Source organism: Lentzea indica, assembly GCF_012184385.1.
GTDB classification, from domain to species: Bacteria; Actinomycetota; Actinomycetes; order Mycobacteriales; family Pseudonocardiaceae; genus Lentzea; species Lentzea indica.
The window spans coordinates 1-19267 of sequence record NZ_VSRL01000016.1; the positions used below are offsets into that span (position 1 = coordinate 1).

General features: G+C 68.1%; 22 protein-coding genes and 1 pseudogene. 10 read left to right on the plus strand and 13 right to left on the minus strand.

Annotated elements, in window-relative coordinates:
* Positions 1–178 precede the first annotated feature (178 nt).
* Both FXN61_RS06950 and FXN61_RS06955 read left to right on the plus strand, forming a co-directional pair.
* Positions 179–667 carry an EndoU domain-containing protein gene (locus tag FXN61_RS06950; protein WP_312877589.1) on the plus strand — a complete coding sequence of 163 codons (489 nt, stop codon included), beginning with the start codon at positions 179–181 and terminating at the stop codon, positions 665–667.
* 5 nt (positions 668–672) lie between these two features.
* Positions 673–1266: a hypothetical protein gene (locus FXN61_RS06955; RefSeq protein WP_167971369.1), complete on the plus strand. Its 594-nt coding sequence runs from the start codon at positions 673–675 to the stop codon at positions 1264–1266.
* 270 nt (positions 1267–1536) lie between these two features.
* Here FXN61_RS06955 and FXN61_RS06960 read toward each other — a convergent pair whose 3' ends face one another.
* Positions 1537–1932, minus strand: a complete 396-nt coding sequence (locus FXN61_RS06960) for a helix-turn-helix domain-containing protein (RefSeq protein ID WP_223165328.1) — start codon at positions 1930–1932, stop codon at positions 1537–1539.
* Between the two features lie 42 nt (positions 1933–1974).
* Here FXN61_RS06960 and FXN61_RS06965 point away from each other — a divergent pair, with 42 nt between their 5' ends.
* Complete coding sequence (locus FXN61_RS06965) at positions 1975–2868, plus strand: class I SAM-dependent methyltransferase (protein WP_223165329.1); 894 nt, start codon at positions 1975–1977, stop codon at positions 2866–2868.
* On the opposite strand, the gene hsaB is transcribed toward FXN61_RS06965, so the two are convergent.
* The 8 genes and pseudogenes from hsaB to FXN61_RS07005 form a co-directional block, all read right to left on the minus strand.
* Positions 2775–3251 carry a 3-hydroxy-9,10-secoandrosta-1,3,5(10)-triene-9,17-dione monooxygenase reductase subunit gene (gene hsaB, locus FXN61_RS06970; RefSeq protein ID WP_167971489.1) on the minus strand — a complete coding sequence of 159 codons (477 nt, stop codon included), beginning with the start codon at positions 3249–3251 and terminating at the stop codon, positions 2775–2777. The two genes, FXN61_RS06965 and hsaB, sit on opposite strands and share 94 nt — an antisense overlap.
* Before the next feature lie 56 nt (positions 3252–3307).
* The gene (hsaC, locus tag FXN61_RS06975; protein WP_167971371.1) at positions 3308–4210 is read right to left on the minus strand and encodes an iron-dependent extradiol dioxygenase HsaC; all 903 of its coding nucleotides are present in this window, start codon (positions 4208–4210) and stop codon (positions 3308–3310) included.
* On the minus strand, positions 4210–5019 hold the full coding sequence (hsaD, locus tag FXN61_RS06980) for a 4,5:9,10-diseco-3-hydroxy-5,9,17-trioxoandrosta-1(10),2-diene-4-oate hydrolase (RefSeq protein WP_167971373.1): 810 nt from the start codon (positions 5017–5019) through the stop codon (positions 4210–4212). Before hsaD ends, hsaC begins: the two co-directional genes overlap by 1 nt.
* A 10-nt stretch (positions 5020–5029) precedes the next feature.
* Positions 5030–6196, minus strand: coding sequence for a 3-hydroxy-9,10-secoandrosta-1,3,5(10)-triene-9,17-dione monooxygenase oxygenase subunit (gene hsaA / locus FXN61_RS06985; RefSeq protein ID WP_167971375.1), 1167 nt, complete (start codon positions 6194–6196; stop codon positions 5030–5032).
* Positions 6193–7200 (minus strand): 4-hydroxy-2-oxovalerate aldolase, encoded by a 1008-nt coding sequence (gene dmpG, locus FXN61_RS06990; protein WP_167971377.1) that lies wholly within the window; start codon positions 7198–7200, stop codon positions 6193–6195. Before dmpG ends, hsaA begins: the two co-directional genes overlap by 4 nt.
* Positions 7169–8059, minus strand: coding sequence for an acetaldehyde dehydrogenase (acetylating) (locus FXN61_RS06995; protein ID WP_167971379.1), 891 nt, complete (start codon positions 8057–8059; stop codon positions 7169–7171). Before FXN61_RS06995 ends, dmpG begins: the two co-directional genes overlap by 32 nt.
* The gene (locus tag FXN61_RS07000) at positions 8056–8826 is read right to left on the minus strand and encodes a 2-keto-4-pentenoate hydratase (RefSeq protein ID WP_167971381.1); all 771 of its coding nucleotides are present in this window, start codon (positions 8824–8826) and stop codon (positions 8056–8058) included. The genes FXN61_RS06995 and FXN61_RS07000 overlap by 4 nt, the downstream gene beginning before the upstream one ends.
* Positions 8820–10296 (minus strand): annotated as a pseudogene (locus tag FXN61_RS07005) (FAD-binding protein). Before FXN61_RS07005 ends, FXN61_RS07000 begins: the two are co-directional and overlap by 7 nt.
* A gap of 115 nt (positions 10297–10411) precedes the next feature.
* On the opposite strand from FXN61_RS07005, the gene kstD reads away from it, so the two are divergent.
* Genes kstD through chsH3 form a run of 5 tightly spaced genes read left to right on the plus strand, consistent with a single transcriptional unit; the run spans position 10412 to position 15160 of the window.
* Entirely contained in the window at positions 10412–11983 is a 1572-nt protein-coding gene (kstD, locus tag FXN61_RS07010) for a 3-oxosteroid 1-dehydrogenase (protein WP_167971385.1), read from the plus strand.
* Positions 11980–13122, plus strand: coding sequence for a 3-ketosteroid-9-alpha-monooxygenase, oxygenase component (locus FXN61_RS07015; RefSeq protein WP_167971387.1), 1143 nt, complete (start codon positions 11980–11982; stop codon positions 13120–13122). Before kstD ends, FXN61_RS07015 begins: the two co-directional genes overlap by 4 nt.
* The gene (locus FXN61_RS07020) at positions 13119–13358 is read left to right on the plus strand and encodes a hypothetical protein (RefSeq protein ID WP_167971389.1); all 240 of its coding nucleotides are present in this window, start codon (positions 13119–13121) and stop codon (positions 13356–13358) included. Before FXN61_RS07015 ends, FXN61_RS07020 begins: the two co-directional genes overlap by 4 nt.
* Positions 13351–14319, plus strand: a complete 969-nt coding sequence (locus tag FXN61_RS07025; protein WP_167971391.1) for a ferredoxin--NADP reductase — start codon at positions 13351–13353, stop codon at positions 14317–14319. Before FXN61_RS07020 ends, FXN61_RS07025 begins: the two co-directional genes overlap by 8 nt.
* A gap of 10 nt (positions 14320–14329) precedes the next feature.
* Positions 14330–15160: an enoyl-CoA hydratase ChsH3 gene (gene chsH3, locus FXN61_RS07030; RefSeq protein WP_167971393.1), complete on the plus strand. Its 831-nt coding sequence runs from the start codon at positions 14330–14332 to the stop codon at positions 15158–15160.
* Between the two features lie 244 nt (positions 15161–15404).
* Here chsH3 and FXN61_RS07035 read toward each other — a convergent pair whose 3' ends face one another.
* The 4 genes from FXN61_RS07035 to FXN61_RS07040 form a co-directional block, all read right to left on the minus strand.
* Positions 15405–16580 (minus strand): methyltransferase domain-containing protein, encoded by a 1176-nt coding sequence (locus FXN61_RS07035; RefSeq protein ID WP_312877588.1) that lies wholly within the window; start codon positions 16578–16580, stop codon positions 15405–15407.
* The gene (locus tag FXN61_RS54140; RefSeq protein WP_281360348.1) at positions 16577–16699 is read right to left on the minus strand and encodes a hypothetical protein; all 123 of its coding nucleotides are present in this window, start codon (positions 16697–16699) and stop codon (positions 16577–16579) included. The genes FXN61_RS07035 and FXN61_RS54140 overlap by 4 nt, the downstream gene beginning before the upstream one ends.
* 299 nt (positions 16700–16998) lie before the next feature.
* Entirely contained in the window at positions 16999–17130 is a 132-nt protein-coding gene (locus FXN61_RS54145; protein ID WP_281360349.1) for a hypothetical protein, read from the minus strand.
* Between the two features lie 12 nt (positions 17131–17142).
* Positions 17143–17451 carry a hypothetical protein gene (locus FXN61_RS07040; RefSeq protein ID WP_167971397.1) on the minus strand — a complete coding sequence of 103 codons (309 nt, stop codon included), beginning with the start codon at positions 17449–17451 and terminating at the stop codon, positions 17143–17145.
* Positions 17452–17663: 212 nt separating this feature from the next.
* Between FXN61_RS07040 and FXN61_RS07045 the strand changes: the two genes are divergently transcribed.
* The gene (locus tag FXN61_RS07045; protein WP_167971399.1) at positions 17664–18413 is read left to right on the plus strand and encodes a GntR family transcriptional regulator; all 750 of its coding nucleotides are present in this window, start codon (positions 17664–17666) and stop codon (positions 18411–18413) included.
* Positions 18410–19258, plus strand: coding sequence for a phosphoribosylaminoimidazolesuccinocarboxamide synthase (locus FXN61_RS07050; RefSeq protein WP_167971401.1), 849 nt, complete (start codon positions 18410–18412; stop codon positions 19256–19258). Before FXN61_RS07045 ends, FXN61_RS07050 begins: the two co-directional genes overlap by 4 nt.
* Positions 19259–19267: the final 9 nt, after the last annotated feature.

Here is a 19267-nt window from a genome sequence, read left to right on the forward strand (position 1 = left end):
GGCACGCCCAGCGGCCGGGAACAACCCCGGGCACCCCCGGCGGCCACCGCCGAGCCAGCCCGGCACCCACCCAGCCGTCCCGCAGCGCCGCCGGCGAAGTCACAGCTCCCGTTGAAACCGACGGCCCCCGCCGGCGGCCGGCGACGTCTTCCTCAGCGACAGGTCGAAGGACCACATCATCCACGGCGACGGTGGCAGGCAGGGCGGCCACCTCGCGGGCAGCGGGTTCTCGAAGAAGACGGAGTTCCCGAAGAACTGGAACGAGGCCAAGATCCTCGACGCGGCGTACAAGGTCACTCAGACGGGTCCACCGGTCGGCCCTGTCATGCCCACCAGGGACGCCGACGGCAACCCGGCGTGGGCGTACAACTACGAGGGCACGGTCGACGGCGTCGAAGTCAGGACGACGGTGTTGTCGACCGGCGAGATCCGCACGTCGTTCCCGAGCAACCCGAACGACCCCGGCGTGATCACCAACCCGTCCTCGCCCCACCCGCCGCCGCAGGGCGTGCCGGCCGCCAGCCCGCCTCGTTTCAGCCACCCCGATCTGGGCGGTGACGGCAGCTGGACCTGGGAAGGCCCGAAGGGCGACCGTGTCGTCAGGGTGGTCCAAGACGCCCAGGGTAACGTCACCAAAACCGATCTCGGCCCGTACAAGAAGAAGTGAAAACCATGGACGTGAAGACCTACGCCGCCGTCACCGACGTGTGCGCGCGGCTCGCGGGCCGGTTGCCGGACGACAACCTGCGTTCAGTACGAGAGGACTACTTCGGCGGCGAGCCCGTGCAGGCCGAGGCGACCCTCCTGCTGACCATGGCGTACGAGAACATCGGCATCACGACCGAGGAACGCGACCTGATCGCGTCCACTTTGGAGGATCCCCACAGCGCTGATCTGGCGGCGGTGCCCCACGTCGACGAGGTACCCCCGGTGCCGTACCGCTTCAGCGCCATCGCGCCCACGAGCGCACCGGACCCGACCAAGGCGGACATCGTTCTGACGGCGGACGCCGCGCGGCACGGTGTCCGTCGCGTGCGTCGCGCCTGGCGTGAGCCGCTCGAAGGCGCGCCCGACGGGGCGAAGTGGGTGTACGTGCTGCAGACGGACGGGAACGCGGACCTGCTCGGTGTGTTCTCCGGGCTTTCCTCGCGGTTGTGGGTGGTGCTGCAGGAGAAGTGGCCGCTGGAGGTCGTGGTCGAGGGCAGGCCGTTGCCGCCCTACCAGGCCGCCGCCGTGACCGTGGCCCCGCAGATCTGGAGCGTCTAGGCACCTGGCCAGGAGTCTTGTCCGCAACCTCAGCGGCTCGCTGGCGCCGAGTGCGTCTGCAAGTACCACCAACTCTTGATCGAATCGCCTTCAACTACACCCAACTCGTTCTGCTCCCGCAGAACCCGACACCCGTGTGTTCGGGCCCGAAGCGACCTGTTGGGCGTAGTTACGCGCCTGTTGATGTTGAGTTGGCGGTACTTGCAGACGCCATCGGGGCCAGGCGCCGGGTCGCTCGGCGAGTAGCGGGCAGGACGTCAGACAGCTTGGTCAGAACTCACCGGACCGCAGGACGCGGCGGAACGTCGAGCACTCCATGTGCGTCGGCGCCGGGCACGCGGCGGCATGACGCAGGTCGTCGCGCATGGACGTGAGCTTGCGGATCGTCGCGTCCAGCTCGTCCGCCTTGGCCGCCAGCATCGCGCGGTTCGGGCTCGGGCGGCCGTCCGGGGCGAACATCAGCGCGATCTCGTCCAGCGAGAAGCCGGCCGAGCGGCAGACCGCGATCAACGCCAGCTGCTCCAGGACCGTTGTCTCGAAGACGCGTGCGAGGCCACGGCGGCGGACCGAGGTGATCAGGCCGCGCTCCTCGTAGTAGCGCAGGGTCGAGGCCGGCACGCCCGAGCGGCGGACCACCTCGCCGATGCCGATTTCGATCGTGTCCACGACACTTGACCTCAAGTCGACTTGAAGTAGGACGGTACGAGCATGACATCTGAGGTCAACAGCGAACAGGCCGCGTGGTGGAACGCCGCGGGACAGGGCTGGGCGCGGGCGCAGGACATCGTGGACCTGGTGCTCCGCCCCTTCCAGGACCTGCTCGTGGACGCCGCGTTGGAACGGCCACGGGACAGGGTGCTCGACGTCGGGTGCGGCACCGGCGCGGTGACCAGGGCGATCGCGGACGCTCTCGACGGTGCCTGCGTCGGCGTCGACATCTCCGAGACGATGATCTCCGGGGCGAAACAACAGGGGAACGTGCGGTTCGTGGTCGCCGACGCGCAGGTCCACACGTTCGAGGAGCGCTTCGACCTGATCGTCTCCCGGTTCGGGGTCATGTTCTTCGACGACCCGGTCGCCGCCTTCCGCAACCTGCTGCGCGCCACCACGCCGGGAGGCGAGCTCTGCTTCATCACGTGGCGAACCCCGGACGAGAACCCGTTCATGACGACCGCGGTCCAGGCGGCCGCGCCACTGCTGCCCGACGCGCCGGCGCCTGATCCCAACGGGCCGGGACCGTTCTCCCTGGCGGACGCCGGCAAGACTCGCAAGCTCTTCGAGCAGAGCGGGTGGAGCGGGATCGAGATCAGCCCGGTGGACCGGATCTGCACGATGCCCGAGAAGCTGCTGGTCCCGTACCTGAGCAACCTCGGGCCCATCGCCCGTGCCCTTAAGGAGGCGGAGGAGTCCGAGCGTCCCCGGATCATCGGGGCGTCCGAGGTGCGTTCGACTCGTTCGTGCACGGCGACGAGGTGCGGATCCCAGGTGCCGTTTGGCAGGTCACCACGTCAGCTCCACTCTGACTGGCGCTGCCACGTGAGCAGGTTGTCGAGGATCTCGCCGGACCAGCCGCGGGTGTCCAGCTCGGCGTGCACGGCGTAGCGGCCGCGGTAGAACAGCAGCGGCTGCGCGTCGCGCACGGGGCCGAGCTCGACGACCGAGCCGACGACCATGTGGTGGTCGCCGGCCTCGTGCACCGCGGACACCTGGCAGTCGACCCAGGTGAGGGCGCCGTCGAGCACCGGAGCACCCGTGGCCGACGGCGTCCACGACACTCCCGCGAACTTGTCCGCGCCTGCCTTGCCGAACACCGTCGACACCTCGCGCTGGTCCTCCGCCAGCACGTTCACGCAGAACGCACCGGCACCGGCCATCGCCGCCCAGCTGCGCGAGGTCCGTTGTGGACAGAACAGCACCAGCGGCGGATCCAGCGACAGGGCCGCGAACGCCTGGCAGGCGAACCCGACAGGGCCGGCCGCGGACATGCCGGTCACCACGGTCACCCCTGTGCAGAAGTGACCCAGCACCGACCGATATCGGCCTACTTCTGGAAGCCCACGCTGAAGTCGTGTCCCCACAGGCTCACCGCCGTGCTTTCGCGTGCGATCCAGTCCTCATCGGACACCTGCCGTCCCTCACAACCGAACTCGACGTCGAACCCGCCGGGCGTCTTCATGTAGAACGACAGCATCAGGTCGTTGACGTGCCGCCCGAGCGTCGCCGACATCGGCACCTTGCGCCGTATCGCCCGGTCCAGGGTCAGGCCGACGTCGTCGGTGTTCTCGACCTCGACCATCAGGTGCACGATCCCGCTCGGCGTCGGCATCGGCAGGAACGCGAGGCTGTGGTGGCGCGGGTTGCAGCCGAAGAACCTCAGCCACGCGGGCGGGCCGTCGGCCGGGCGGCCGACGAACTGCGGTGGCAGGCGCATCGAGTCACGCAACCGGAACCCGAGAACGTCGCGGTAGAAGTGCAGTGCGGCCTCATCGTCCGATGTGGACAGGACGACGTGTCCGAGTCCCTGCTCCTCCGTCACGAACCGGTGCCCGTACGGCGACACCACCCGCCTGTGCTCCAAGGCGGCACCGTGGAAGACCTCCAGGGTGTTGCCGGACGGGTCGTCGAACCTGATCAGTCCGTTGACCCGCCGCTCCGCCAAGTCCTCTGGCGAACCTTCCGCGACCGCGACACCGGCGGAGGCCAGCCGCTTGGCCACCTCGTCGAGCTCGGCCTCGGTCGCGACCTCCCAGCCGGAGGCCTGCAACCGGTCGGCGGAACCCGGCACGATCACCAGCCGGGCCGGGAAGTCGTCCATCCGCAGGTACAGGGCGCCCTCGGTCGACCCCTTGCCCTCGACCATGCCGAGGACCTTCAGCCCGAACTCGCGCCACCGGTCCATGTCGGTGGCCTCGATCCGGAGATAACCAAGAGAACGGATGCCCATCACGCCTCCGTCAGGAAATCGAGAGCGAGCCGGTTGAACTCGTCGAACTTCTCCAGCTGCGCCCAGTGCCCGCACCCGCCGAACACGTGCAGCTGCGCCCGTGGGATCAGCTTCAACGCCAGCAACGCGCCGTCCAGCGGGTTCACGCGATCTTCGCGTCCCCACACGAGCAACACCCGTTGGCGCAGCTTGTAGGCCTCGCGCCAGAGCATGCCCTGCTCGAAGTCGGGGCCGGAGAACGACTTGCCGAGAGCCGCCATGGCGCGCAACGACTCCGGCTTCGACGCCGCCTCGAACCGTTCGTCGATCAGCTCGTCGGTGACCAGCGACTGGTCGAACACCATGATCCGCAGGAACTCCTCGATCTTCTCCCGCGTGGGTGTGCGAGCGAACGCGCTGAGCTTGCGCACGCCCTCGGTCGGGTCCGGTGAGAAGACGTTGAGGGACAACCCGCCTGGCCCCATCAACACGAGCCTGCCCGCTCGTTTGCCGTGGTCCAGGGCGAACCGGACCGCTGTGCCGCCGCCGAGCGAGTTGCCCAGGATGTGCGCCCGCTCGACACCCACCTCGTCGAGCAGGTCCTTCAAAGCCCTTGCCGCGAAGGTGAAGTACTGGTCGTGCTCGGTGGGTTTGTCCGACTGGCCGTAGCCGGGCAGGTCGACGGCCAGCACGCGGAACGACTTCGCGAACACCGGGATGTTGCGGCCGAAGTTGCTCATCGCCGACGCGCCCGGCCCGCCGCCGTGCAGCAGGACCAGCGTCTCGGTGTGGTCGGTGCCCGCCTCGTGGTAGTGCAGCCGCACGTTCATGGAAGCCCCCTCAGAACAGGCCGTCGCGGACCTGGATGCCGAGCTCGCCCTTGCCGTACAGGACGAGCACGCGCTCCGGGTCGTTGGCCGCGTGCACGCGTGCGGCGTGCGCGTCGCGCCAGAACCGGGGCAGCGGTGAACCGGAGTTGATCGCCTTTCCGCCCGCGCTCTCGAAGAGCCTGTCGATCGCCGAGATCGCCCGCGCGCTGCCGAGCACCTGGTCACGCCGGGCCCGCAGCCGCAGCTCGATCGGGATCTTCGTGCCGGCGACCGCGTGTTCCCACTCGTCGTTGATGTCCTTCTCGAGCTGCCACCAGGCGGTGTCGATGTCGTTGGACGCCATGGCGATCCGCACCTGGGCGAACGGGTCCTCGACCGACTTCTCGCCCAGGTAAGCGGATCGGACGCGCTCACGAGTCGCGCCGACGTGCTGCTCGTACGCGCCCACCGCCATGCCGATCATCGGCGCGGTGATCGCGAACGGGTGGATCGACCCGTAGGGCATGCGGAACAACGGCCCAGGATTGACGTCCTGGCCAGGGCAAATGCACCGTGCCGTGTGCATCATGCTCAACGTGCGGTGCTCCGGCACGAACGCGTCGGAGACCACGATGTCGTTGCTGCCGGTGCCGCGCAGCCCGACCGTGTCCCAGACGTCGTTGATCGTGTAGTCGGAGATCGGCAGCAGGAACGTGCGGAAGTCGACGGGCTTGCCCTCGTCGTTCATCACGAGACCGCCGAGCAACACCCACGTCGCGTGGTCGCACCCGGACGAGAAGCTCCACTTGCCGCTGAACCGGAACCCGCCCTCGACCGGTGTCGCCCTGCCGACCGGCGCGTAGGAGGACGAGATCCTGGTGTCCTGGTCCTCCCCGAACACCTCGTCCTGCGCCTGGGCGTCGAACAGCCCGACGTGCCAGGGGTGCACACCCAGCACCGACGCGACCCAGCCCGTCGACCCGCACGCGCTCGCGATCAGCTTGACCGCCTCGTAGAACGCCAGCGGATGTGACTCGAACCCGCCGTGCCGCACCGGTTGCAGCATCCGGAAGAACCCGGCCTCCTGCAACGCCTTCACCGACTCCGGCGGCACCTTGCGCAGCTCCTCCGCCTCCTGCGCGCGATCCCGCAGAGCAGGCAGCAGCTCCCGCACCTTGCCGAGGATTTCCTCGCTCATCGGACTTTCTCCCTGCTCAGCTCCAGTGCGATGTCGATCAGCTGGTCCTCTTGCCCGCCAACGAGCTTGCGTTCCCCTGCCCGGACCAGAATCTGCGCGCCGGACACGCCATAACGCTGGGCTTGGGTGTACGCGTGTTTGAGGAAGCTCGAGTAGACGCCGGCATAACCCATCATCAGCGCCATCCGGTCGAGCAGGCACTCCTCGGGCATGACGGGCCGGACGACGTCCTCGGCCGCGTCCACGATCTTGAAGAAGTCGACGCCGGTGGCGAAGCCGAGCTTGTCGCACACCCCGACGAACGCTTCCAGGGGCGTGTTTCCCGCACCCGCACCGAATCCGCGCACGCTGCCGTCGATCTGCTGCGCCCCTGCCCTGACCGCGGCGACCGAGTTGGCGACGCTCAATCCGAGGTTCTCGTGTCCGTGGAACCCGACCTGGGCGTCATCTCCGAGCTCGGCCACCAGCGCGGAAACCCGGTCGGAGACCTGTTCCAGCACCAGCGCGCCGGCCGAGTCGACCACGTAGACGCACTGGCACCCGGCGTCCGCCATGATCCGCGCCTGCTTCGCCAGCGCCTCCGGCGGCTGCGAGTGCGCCATCATCAGGAACCCGACGGTCTCCAGCCCGCGTTCGCGAGCGAGCGCGAAGTGCTGCACGGAGACGTCCGCTTCGGTGCAGTGCGTGGCGATCCGGACGATCGATGCCCCGTTGTCCTGCGACACCAGGATGTCGTCCTTCACCCCGACGCCGGGCAGCATCAGCACGGCGATCTTGGCCTGCTGAGCCGTGTCGGCCGCGACCTTGATCAGTTCCTGCTCCGGCGTGAGGCTGAAGCCGTAGTTGAACGACGACCCGCCGAGCCCGTCGCCGTGCGTCACCTCGATCACGGGCACACCGGCGCCGTCCAGCGCCGCCACGATCGACCGCACGTCCTCGACCGTGAACTGGTGCCGTTTGTGGTGCGAGCCGTCACGCAGTGACGTGTCGGTCAGCCGCAGCATGGGCGATCTCCTCCCCCACCTTGGTAGCGGCGGCGGTCATGATGTCGAGGTTTCCGGCGTACGCGGGCAGGAAGTCGCCGGCGCCCTCGATCTCCACGAAGATCGACACGCGGCCGGTGTCGAACTGCGGTTCGCTCAGCAACCGGAAACCCGGCACGTACGAACGGATGTCGGTCTCCATCCGCGCGATCGAGTCCGTGATCGCATCCGGGTCAGCGTCCTCGGGAATCGCGCAGAAGATCGTGTCGCGCATGATCATCGGCGGATCGGCCGGGTTCAGCACGATGATCGCCTTGCCGCGCTCCGCTCCCCCGATCGCCTCGATGCCACGACTGGTCGTGCGGGTGAACTCGTCGATGTTGGCCCGCGTGCCCGGCCCCGCCGACACCGACGCCACGCTCGCGACGATCTCCGCGTACGGCACAGGGACCACCCGGGACACCGCGTGCACCATGGGAATCGTGGCCTGGCCACCGCAGGTGATCAGGTTGATGTTGGGCACGTCCTTGTGTTCACCGAGATTCACCGGCGGCACCACGTAAGGCCCGACGGCCGCCGGTGTCAGGTCGATCGCCCGGATGCCCGCCTCGGCGTAACGCGGGGCGTTCGCCCTGTGCACCGCCGCGGAGGTCGCCTCGAACACGATGTCCGGCAGCTCGTCCTGACGCAGCAACCACTCCGCGCCCTCGACCGAGACCTCGAGCCCCAGCGAGGCCGCACGGCGCAGACCCTCGCTGGCCGGGTCGATGCCCACCATCCAGCGCGGTTCCAGCACCGGCGAACGCAGGAGCTTGTAGAGCAGGTCGGTGCCGATGTTGCCGGAGCCGACGATGGCCGCCTTCACCCGTTCACCCCTCACTCGAACTTCAGATCTACAGAGCCGAGTCCGGCGAACTCGGCGTGGAACTCGTCGCCGGGCCGCGCGTCGATGGCCCGCGTGCACGAACCCGGCAGCACGATGTCGCCGGCCAGCAGCCGGACGCCGAAGCTCGCGACCTTCTCCGCGAGCCACGCCACCGCGATCGCCGGATCGCCCAGCACCGCGTCACCGCGTCCTTCCGCGACGACCTCGCCGTTGCGCCGCAACGTCGCCGCGACCGCGGCGATGTCCAGTTCGGACGGTCGGACGCGTTCGGAGCCGAGCATGAACCCCGCCGACGACGCGTTGTCCGCGATGGTGTCCTGCAGGCCGATCCGCCAGTTCTCGATCCGGCTGTCGATCAGCTCGATCGCCGGCGCGACGAACTCCGTCGCCTGCAAGACGTCCTCGACCGTGCACCCCTCACCGGGCAGGTCCCGGCTGAGCAGGAAGGCGATCTCCACCTCGACCCGCGGATACAGGTACGCCGACACGTCCGCCGTGCCCGCGAGCTGCATGTCGTCGAGCAGATGGCCGTAGTCCGGTTCGTCGACGCCCATCATCTGCTGCATCGCCAACGACGACAGGCCGACCTTGTGGCCGATCACGTCACGGTTGCGGTGCCGCACGTTGAGCAGCTGGATCTCGTACGCGTCGACCACGTCGATGTCGGGATACAGCTCGACCAGCGGCTTGATCGGCACGCGGTCGCGTTCGGCCACGCGCAGCAGCTCGGCGGCCGCTTCCCTCTTCTGGATCGTCAGCACCTGGCCTCCCCTGCACCCGTTGATGTGGCAACGTGTTGCCCGGCGCGGCGGCCCGAGAAGACGCAGTCGGCGAGCGCGAGCCCGCTGACGTAGGACTCCGAGCACACCCCGACCGCCGATCGGCCCGCCGCGTACAGGCCGGGAACTCCTTGCACCTGACCGGTCTCCTCGTCCACGACGAGCCCGCCGAGCGTCAGCATCGGGCAGGGGTAACCGAACCCGGCCCGCACGCTCACGTTGATCAACGAGAACGGCGGCGTGCCAACAGGTTCGGGCGTGCCGATTCCCGCCTTGGCCGCCACTTCCTCGATCGTCGGGGCGGTGACCAGGCCGCGGTTCAGCAGGTAGCGGACCTGCCACCGCTGGAACCGCGCCGTCTGCGTTCTGACTTGGGCCCGCGCGACCCGCAGGATGTCGTCGTCGATCAGCAGCCACGCCTTGCCGCCGCGTTCGACGATCTCGTTCCCGATGGCCGCGCCGTACCGGGTCGCATCGCCGAACCGCTTCCCGTCCGCGTCGACCAGCACCCCACGTTGCAACGCACTGGGCGGCGTCACGAACCGCCACACCGAGACCTTGTCCATCCGCGCGGTCTTGCCACCAGCTGCGACACCGAGGCGGATCCCGCCGCCATCGTCGCCGGGCGTGCCGAGGGCAAGACCGCCTCGGTACGCCGGAGCGTTCTCCTGCACCATCGCCCGATCGGCGATGAAGCCACCAGCCGAGATCACGACTCCCTGCCGGGCCACCACGGTGACCGAGCGGGCGAAACGCCGTTCCAGCCACGCTGCCAGCCCGAACAGCCGCCTGCCGAGCGGCGGATAGTAGAGCCACGGCTTGGCGCCGGCCTGGGACAACACCTGATGCACGGCTCGTGGCAGGCCGGAGAGGGTTCGGCACCGCACGCCCGTGACCCGGCCGTCCGAGGTGATCAGCTCGACAGCCCGGGTCTGCGGCATGATCCGCACACCCGCACGCCGGGTCGCCTCGGCGAGCCTGGCGAAGAAAGCCTTGCCCGACGTGCCTTTTGCCCTGGTCCGATGCCCACGCGGCACCGGGTCGGGCCAGGCGTCCTCACTACCGGACTGGTACAGGTAGTAGTCGTCCGTCGGGTACGAAGTCTTGAACGGGCACACGCTCGACGAGAACGGCACGTCCTGGTCCTCCAGCCAGGCCAGCATCTTCGCGCTGTCCTCGCAGAACCGCCGCAGGGTCGCCTCGGACACCGCGTCCCGGACCTCGTGCCGCAGATACCCGAACATCGCGTCGGCCGAGTCGGCCACACCGGCCTCGACCTGCTGCCGCGTCCCACCACCCGCGTACACGACGCCGCCGGACAACGCGGTCGCGCCACCACCGGCGAAACGATCCAGGACCACCACGGACGCACTCCGCCGCCGCGGCCTCGATGGCGGCGCACGCGCCGGCAGCACCGAACCCGATGACGACCACGTCAGCGGCGACGTCCACGCTCACCCTCCCGGAACACGTTCTCGGTGAGTCGACTTGCCTGGAACTCCTACACCATAGCGCCAAACCGGCTCAGAACTATAACCTGTTCTAGTCTGACTTCCGGGGAGGTGCGATGTACGACGTGATCGTCGTCGGCAGCGGCGCGGCAGGCATGACAGCCGCGCTCTGCACCGCTCAGAACGGCCTGCGCACCCTCGTCATCGAGAAGGCCGAGCACTTCGGCGGCTCGACCGCGAGGTCCGGCGGCGGTATCTGGGTGCCGAACAACGCGGTGGTCGCCGCGAACGGCATCCCCGACTCGCCGGAGCGGGCCGGCACCTACCTGGCGCACATCGCCGGGGACGTGCCCGCGGACCTGCGGGAGGCGTTCCTGGACGCCGGACCGGCGATGCTGGCGTTCGTCTGCGCCCACACACCGCTGAAGTTCCGCTGGGTCCGCGACTACGCCGACTACTACCCAGAGGCACCCGGCGGACAGCCCAAGGGCCGCTCGGTCGAACCCCTGCCGTTCAACACGAACCTCATCGGCGAGGAGGTCAAGGACCTCGAACCGCCGTACGTGCCGACACCGGCGGGCATCGTGATCACCCAGACCGACTACCGCTGGCTGACGCTGATCGCCCGGCATCCCCGCGGCCTGGTCACCGCCGCCAAGGTCTTCGCCCGTCGGTTCCTGCCTGGCCGACGGCTGACCATGGGCCAGGCGCTGGCCGCGGGACTCAGGGCAGGGCTCAAAGCGCTGAACGTCGAGGTGCGCCTCAACACCGCGATGACCGACCTGCACTTCGAGAACGGCAGGGTCGCCGGGGTGGCCGTCGGCGACAACTTGATCCTGGCGAAGCACGTCGTACTGGCCGCCGGCGGGTTCGAGCACAACGAACGGATGCGCAAGCAGCACCAGGACATCGGCACGGAGTGGACGGTGGGTGCCAAGGCCAACACCGGCGACGGCATCGAGGCCGGCGTCCGGGCGGGAGCGGCCGTCGGCCTGATGGACGATGCCTGGTGGGGCCCGTCGGTTCCGTTGCCCCGCGGCCCGTTCTTCCTGCTCGCGGAACGCTCACTGCCCGGATGCGTGCTGGTCGACGAGGTCGGACGCCGGTTCGTCAACGAGGCGGCGCCGTACGTCGACGTGGTGCACGCGATGACCGGCAAGACCTGGCTGGTCTTCGACCACACCTACCGCAGCCGCTACCCGTTCTGCGGAATCCCGCCGCGCCGCCCGCTCCCCCGGCGCTGGCGGGACGTCGTGCTTTCCGCACCCAGCCTCGAAGAGCTCGCTCAGGAAGCCGACCTGCCGGAACTCACCGAGACCGTCCGGCGGTTCAACACACTCGCTGTCGACGGCAAGGACGACGACTTCCACCGCGGCGACAGCGCGTACGACCGCTACTACGGAGACCCGCGCAACCACCCGAACCCCAACCTGGCGCCGCTTCTCCAGGCGCCGTTCTACGCGGTCAAGATCGTGCCCGGCGACCTCGGCACCAAAGGCGGCCTGCGCACTGACACCCGCGCGAGGGTGCTGCGCGAGGACGGCTCGGTGATCGAAGGCCTGTATGCGGCGGGAAACACCAGCGCGTCGGTGATGGGTCACACCTACGCGGGCGCGGGCGCCACCCTCGGACCGGCGATGACGTTCGGTTATCTCGCCGGCCTCGACATCTCTGGAGGTAAGCGATGACGCAGGACACCGTGCGGACGATCGACGCAGGCGCACCTCCAGCGCGGTTCGCGCGCGGCTGGCACTGCCTCGGGCTCGCCGACAGCTTCCGCGACGGCAAACCCCATGCCGTGGAGGCGTTCGGCACGAAGCTCGTGGTGTTCGGGACCGAGGACGGCGAGCTCAACGTGCTCGACGGCTACTGCCGGCACATGGGCGGCGACCTCACCCAGGGCACCATCAAGGGCAACGCGATCGCATGCCCGTTCCACGACTGGCGCTGGGCGGGCAACGGCCGGTGCGTCGACATCCCCTACGCCAAAAGGGTTCCGTTGAGGGCGCGCACCCGGTCGTGGATCACGCTGGAGGAGAACAAGCAGCTCTTCGTGTGGAACGACCCGCAGGGCAACCCGCCGCCGGAGCACGTGACGATCCCGCGCATCGAGGCCGCGTTCAGCGACGAGTGGAGCAACTGGACCTGGGACTCGGTGGTGATCGACAACGCGAACTGCCGCGAGATCATCGACAACGTCGTGGACATGGCCCACTTCTTCTACATCCACTTCGCGTTCCCGACATACTTCAAGAACGTGATGGAAGGCCACGTCGCTTCGCAGTATCTCACGACGCGGGGACGCCCGGACGTCGCGATGGGCTCGAACTACACCGGCGACGTCGAGGTTCGTTCGGAAGCCTCGTACTACGGACCGTCATACATGATCGACTACCTGTGGAACGACTACAAGGGCATCGAGATCGAGACGGTGCTGATCAACTGTCACTACCCGATCACGCCGAACTCGTTCAAGCTCCAGTGGGGCGCGATCGTGAAGAAGCTGCCGGGTGTCGACGACGTGCACGCCGACAAGATCGCGGCCAAGTTCGCGCGCGGCATCGGCGTGGGGTTCCTGCAGGACGTCGAGATCTGGCAGAACAAGAGCCGCATCGACAACCCGTTGCTGTGCGAGGAGGACGGGCCGGTCTACCAGCTTCGGCGCTGGTACGAGCAGTTCTACGTCGACGTGGAGGACGTCAGCGACGACATGGTGCGGCGCTTCGAGTTCGAGGTCGACACGAGCCGCGCGGTCGAGGTGTGGGAGAAGGAGGTCGCCGAGAATCTGGCCAGGAAACAACCGGCACCGCAGGAGTCGGCGACATGAGCGAGCGCGACGAGTTCCTCGTCGGCGGGATGGAACCGGTTCGGTGCGACTGCGGGAACCGGGTGCTGGTCAAGAAGAACAGTCCGCAACACACGAGCGTGCAGTGGCTGTCCGACACCAGCACGTGCCCGGAGCTCTGCGGGCCGCGGTCGGCGTTCGTGCCGACCTGCCTGCGCCTGCGGGACAGCATCGAGAAGGCCGTGCGCGACGGGACGCTGGAGGTCGCCGATGGCTGAGGTGCACCGGCTGCGGGTCGACGCGGTGATCGAGGAGACCGCCGACGCCCGGTCGTTCGTGCTGTCGGGCGTGTCGTTCTCGCCGCGCCCCGGCCAGTTCCTGACCGTGCGGGCAGGGGACGTGGCGCGCTGCTACTCCCTGTCCAGCGTGCCGGGTGAGCCGTTGAAGATCACGGTCAAGCGCACGCCGGACGGGTACGGGTCGCACTGGATGTGCTCCGAGGTGCGCGCGGGCATGGAGCTGGACGTGCTGGCGCCTGCCGGGGTGTTCACGCCGTCGTCGCTGGACGGGTCGTTGCTCGCTTTCGCGGCCGGTAGCGGGATCACACCGGTGATGTCGATCATCAAGGCGGTCCTCGCTCAGGGATCCGGGCGGGTGTTCCTCTTCTACGCCAACCGGGACGAGGCCTCGGTGATCTTCGCGCGCGAGCTCGACGAGCTGTGCCGCGCACATCCGGATCGGCTGACCGTCGTGCACTGGCTGGAGTCCGTGCAGGGATTGCCGCACGTGGGCGCGTTGCGCGCGTTCGTCCGGGATTGCGACGAAGCGTTCGTGTGCGGACCTGGGCCGTTCATGGAAGCCGCTCGCAAGGCGCTGCACGGTACTTCGGTCGTGCACATCGAGAAGTTCGTGTCGTTGTCCAGTGATCCGTTCTCCGAGGCCGAGCCCGTGGTGGACGACCGGCCGGACGCGGTGGTCGAGGTCGACCTGGACGGTGAGCACCACCGGTTTCCGTGGCCCGCGCGGACGAAGTTGCTCGACCTGTTGCTGGAGAAGGGACTCGACGCGCCGTACTCGTGTCGGGAGGGTGCGTGCAGCGCGTGTGCGTGCCGGCTCGTCGAGGGCGAGGTCAAGATGCTCAACAACGACGTGCTCGACCCGGAGGACATCGCCGACGGCATCGTGCTGGCGTGCCAGTCGGTTCCGGTCACCGACACCGTGAAGATCACCTACGAGTGAGGGGCGCCTGATGCCGATCGACCCTGACGTTGCGATCGGGGCGGAACTTCCCGAGATCAAGTTCTCCTGGACGCACTCGGACGTGCTGCTCTACCACCTGGCTCTGGGGGCCACCGAACTCCGCTACGTCTACGAGCAGGGCCTGCGGGTGCTGCCCACGTTCGGCGTTGTGGCGCCTCGCTTCCACGAGACCGCGCCGCCCGCCGTGTCGTTCCCCGGTGTGGACATCGACCTGGCCCGCGTTCTGCACGGGACGCAGGAGATCACCGTGCACGCTGCTCTCCCGGCCGAGGGAGAAGCCGTGTTGCGGACGCGGATCGCGGACGTGTGGGACAAGGAGAAGGCAGCCGTGATCGTGCAGGAGTCGACGGCCGTGACTCCCGACGGGAGCGCTTTGTACACGACGAGGTCCAGCATCTTCGCTCGCGGTGAGGGCGGGTTCGGCGGTTCGCGCGGACCGTCTTCGAAGGTGGAGGTGCCTGATCGCGAGCCGGATGTCGTGATCGAGACGCCGACCTTGCCACAACAGGCTTATCTCTACCGGTTGTGCGGCGACCGGAATCCGTTGCACGCCGATCCGGAGTTCGCTCAGCGCGCCGGGTTCGACCAGCCGATCCTGCACGGCCTGTGCACCTACGGCGTGGTGTGCAAGGCCGTGATCGACGCAGTGCTCGACGGGCCGGAGCAGGTTCTGTCGTTCGGGGCGAAGTTCGCGGGTGTGGTCTTCCCCGGCGAGACGCTGACCACGCGGGTGTGGCGGGACGGTCCGCGGCTCGTGCTCACCACCACGGCCGCGGACCGTCCCGTTCTCGCTGATGCCGTGCTCACCCTTCGCGGCTAGCCGTGACAAGCAGCGTCCCCCGGTCGCCGCCATCGGCTCGAGAAGGACCTCGCGCGACGGTCGTAGCGCCGCCCTTGCATGTTGTGCGCCAGTACCTGGTGCGCGAGCGGCACTTGGCCGTAGACGCCGGCCGAAGAGCGGGACAAGCAATAAGTGTAAACCGGGGAAGCCCCACGAGCAGCCGGACGTGAACACGCGGCTGTCGTGAGGGCTTCGCTACTGGTGCGAACTCCGGATCGTCGATTTACTCGAACGTGGCCACGATGTTGCCGGGCCGGTCAAGCCAGGCGGTCTGGCTGTCTGTCGTGACGGTCAGGCCGAACCGGGTGCGCTCCGGGCAGCCGGACTCGACCCACCAGGCGTGGGCCCGCTCAGCCTCGGTCCACAACGCGCGCGGACCCTGCTGGCGAACCTCGAACTCGCCCAGCGCTGTGCTGCCGCCGTCGACCTGCACGGTCGCCCACGAGTCGGAGTCGACGTCGTAGAGCAGCAGCTCGTACGCCTCGCCGTCCTCCTTGTCGTAGGCGATGCTGTGCTGGACTCCGGGCAGGCGCAGGCCCACGGCGAACGCGCCGTCGCGGTCTAGAGCCACCTCATCCGGCCGTACCGTCGAGAAGAACGACGGCACGCCGGTCGCCTCGTCGGCGATGCGGCCGTACTTGCCCGCGAACCCGAACGGCACGCGGTGATCGCGCAGGTTCATGAAGAACGCGTCACCGACGACAGGGCCGACGGCGGTGCGTTCTCCTTGGGAGACAAGGCGAACCAGCACGCCGCTGCCCCACGTCGACTTCCACGGGGTGACGAGCTCGCCGCGCGGGCGCAGCTGCGCGACCCACGCGATCGGGATGTGCCCGGCCTGGACCGACGCGGTGGCGATGATCCGGTCGTACGGCGCGTTGGCGGAGTAGCCCTCGGCGCCGTCACCCACCACGACGGTCGGCTTGCGGCCCACCGCTTCGAGCGCGGCCTGTGCCTGCTCGGCCAACTCCTGGTCGACCTCGACGGTGGTGACCTGCGCGTCGCCGAGACGGTGAGACAGCAGCGCGGCGTTGTAGCCGGTGCCGGTCCCGATCTCCAGCACGTTCGCGACGTCACCGGTGATGTTGAGGGCTTCCAGCATCGCGAGCACCACTGTGGGTTGTGACGCTGAGCTGGTGGCGTTGCGGCTGGTATCCGGCCAAACGGTCTTGCCGTCGTCGAGCTGCGTCACGATCGGAACGTCGGAGTAGACAGCGGCCTCCCACCGGGCATGGTCGGTAGCGCCGTCGAGCGGGCGTGGCTGTCCGTTGTAGTCGTCTACCCAACAGTGCGCGGGGACGAACAGTGCGCGGTCCACGGCGGAGAACGTCTCCGCCCAGGCCGCCGGAAGTGCTCCGGCGGCCGTGAGTTCTGCAGTCAGTTCGGCGTGAGAGCTCACTTGCTGTGCTGCCCGTCCGGCTGGTCCGGGTTGCTCCCGCCCGAGCCCGAGCCTTGCGGCTTGTGCGGCGGATCCTGCCGGTCCTGGTCCGTCTTGTCCTCGTGCTTGCTGTCGCCCATGATCAAGCGCCCCTCTCATCTGGGTGGAACGGTGCACCGGATGTGCCACCGAGTTCAAGGCCGCGACCTGGCGCGGCTGGGTGAAAGTCCTTGCGATGCAGGGAAAAAGGCACCATCGACGCGAGTGCGCAGCGGCGCTGCGCGGTCACCGCGAGCGCGCGCGACGACGCCGAGTCGACGTACCGTAGGCCGGAAGGCTGGTCGAGCGCAGCGCCGCCGTAAGCCGGTCACGGGCGGCGCGGAAGTCTTTCGGCATCGATGTGCGGGTCTCAGTCCTGGGGCTATTCGTTCTCGTCGTGTTAGGCATGCGCTTGGTCGAGTGCCTTCTCGTCGAGCTGGTTCTCGCGTCGCTGCGCGAGCAGTTCGGAGCGTTGTTCGTTGGTCAGGGACAGCCACCGCTCGGCGATGGATTCCGGCGTGAGGTCGTTCATCCGAGTAATCGGCTAGTTGCCGTGTCGCTGGTGACGTCGGTGTGCGGCTGCTCGCCGCCACCAGTCGAAGTGGTCGCCGACATTCCAGGTCCACGTCGCCGTGGCTACGAGGCCGAGGACGATCGTTAGTGCGGTCACGGCTCGTCTCCATGAGGGGCGACGGGGGGCGCGGTGGCGTCCCTCGCGTGGGAGCGCGCGTTTGACGGCGGAGCGGGCGAGCAGTTCGCCGTAGGCGACTGCGATGACGACGCTGATGATCAGCACGACGATGGTCGAAAGCCCGCAGACACAGAGCTGCGCGCTTGCCGCGAGGGCAGTCATCGCGCTTCCTTCCTGGCTGAGCCTGAGCTTGCGCTCTACGTGGTGATCCGCCGGGATGCCCGTGCCGAGTTGCTCAGGCTCGATCCAAGTTAGTGGTGTACTAGAACACTGTCAACTACTGCGTTATAGAGCCCCCCCTTCCGGGGTGAACTTTCACCGTCGCAGCCACTGTGCTAGAACACCGGTATTACCCGATGAGGAGCAGTGGGACAGTGCCTGTCGTCGAACGCCCCGAACCGCCGTATCTGCAGGTCGTTCGGCACATCCGCGAGCAGATCATGGCGGGTGAGCTGACTGAGGGTGAGCTCGTGCCGTCAGCGCGGAAGCTGGCGACCGAGTGGGGTGTCGCCCTCGCCACGGCTGTCAAGGCGCTCAACACGTTGCGCGCCGAAGGCCTGGTGGCAGGTGTGCCGGGCGTCGGCACAGTGGTGACCAGCCGGGAGCGGCACACCTCGCCGCAAGATCGGATGTTGGTGACCCATCGGACAGGTCTGATCTATCCGCCGGGACAACACGCTCGCGTTCGGTCCGCTGAACTCGTTCCAGCGCCGCCCTACGTCGCCGACGCACTCGGGATCGAGTCCGGCGCTCTCGTGATCCGACGCACGCGAACCACGTACAACTCCAAGAACCAACCCGAATCGACCTCGACCTCCTGGTTCAACGGCGACCTCAGGGAGACGTGTCCTGATCTGCTTGAGCTGAAGCGGATCAAGAACGGCACCGCCGGATACATCAACGCGCGGACGGGTCGCCGGCTCGTTCACGGCCGCGACGGCATCGCGGCGGCCGCCGCGACCGGCGAGGTGGCTGCGGAGCTGGGCATCAAGCCAGGCGAACCGGTTCTCCTGGGCCGTAACTGGTGGCGCGACGAACAGGGTGTCGTAGCGGAATTCGGCGAATCCGTCGCTCCGAAGGAGCGCTGGGTGTTCTACGACTATGAGATTGGGAACGGCAAGTGAAGAAGGTCCATGCGGGCAAGGTCCGTGATCTGTACGAACTGGACGGTGGAGACCTGCTGCTCGTGGCCACCGACCGTGTGTCGGTCTACGACGTGTCGCTGCCGACTCCGGTTCCGGACAAGGGAAAGCTGCTCACTGCCTTGTCCACGTGGTGGTTCGGCCAGACAACGGACATCGTGCCGAACCACCTGATCTCCGTCACCGATGTGCCGGAAGACTTCGCCGGTCGCGCGATGCGGTGCAAGCCGCTGAAGATGCTCCCTGTCGAGTGCATCGCCCGCGGCTACCTCACGGGCCTGGGCTTGCGCGAGTACCAGCGCGACGGACGAGTTTCCGGCGTGGAGCTGCCTGCCGGCCTCGTGGATGCCGACCGGCTGCCGGAACCGGTGTTCACGCCCACCACCAAGCTCGACACCGGTACGGGCCACGACGAGTTCATCACGTTCGATGATGTCGTCACCGAAGTGGGCGGGGACGTCGCCGAGCAGCTCCGCGACCTCACCCTGCGGATCTACCGCCGAGGAGCGGAACGCGCCCTCGACAAGGGAATCATCATCGCCGACACCAAGCTCGAGTTCGGCATCGACGCCGACGGTGTCCTGACACTCGCTGACGAGGTTCTCACGTCGGACAGCAGCCGGTTCTGGCGCGCGGAGGAATGGCAGCCAGGCCGGGCAGAAGGCCAGATCTCCTACGACAAGCAGTTCGTCCGTGACTGGTCCGTGAGCACCGGCTGGGACAAGACCCCTCCCGGCCCCGCGATGCCAGATGACGTCGTGGCGGCGACCCGGCAGCGTTACGTCGACGTGTACGAGCGCATCACCGGACTGACGTGGCAAAGTTGAGGGAGCCCG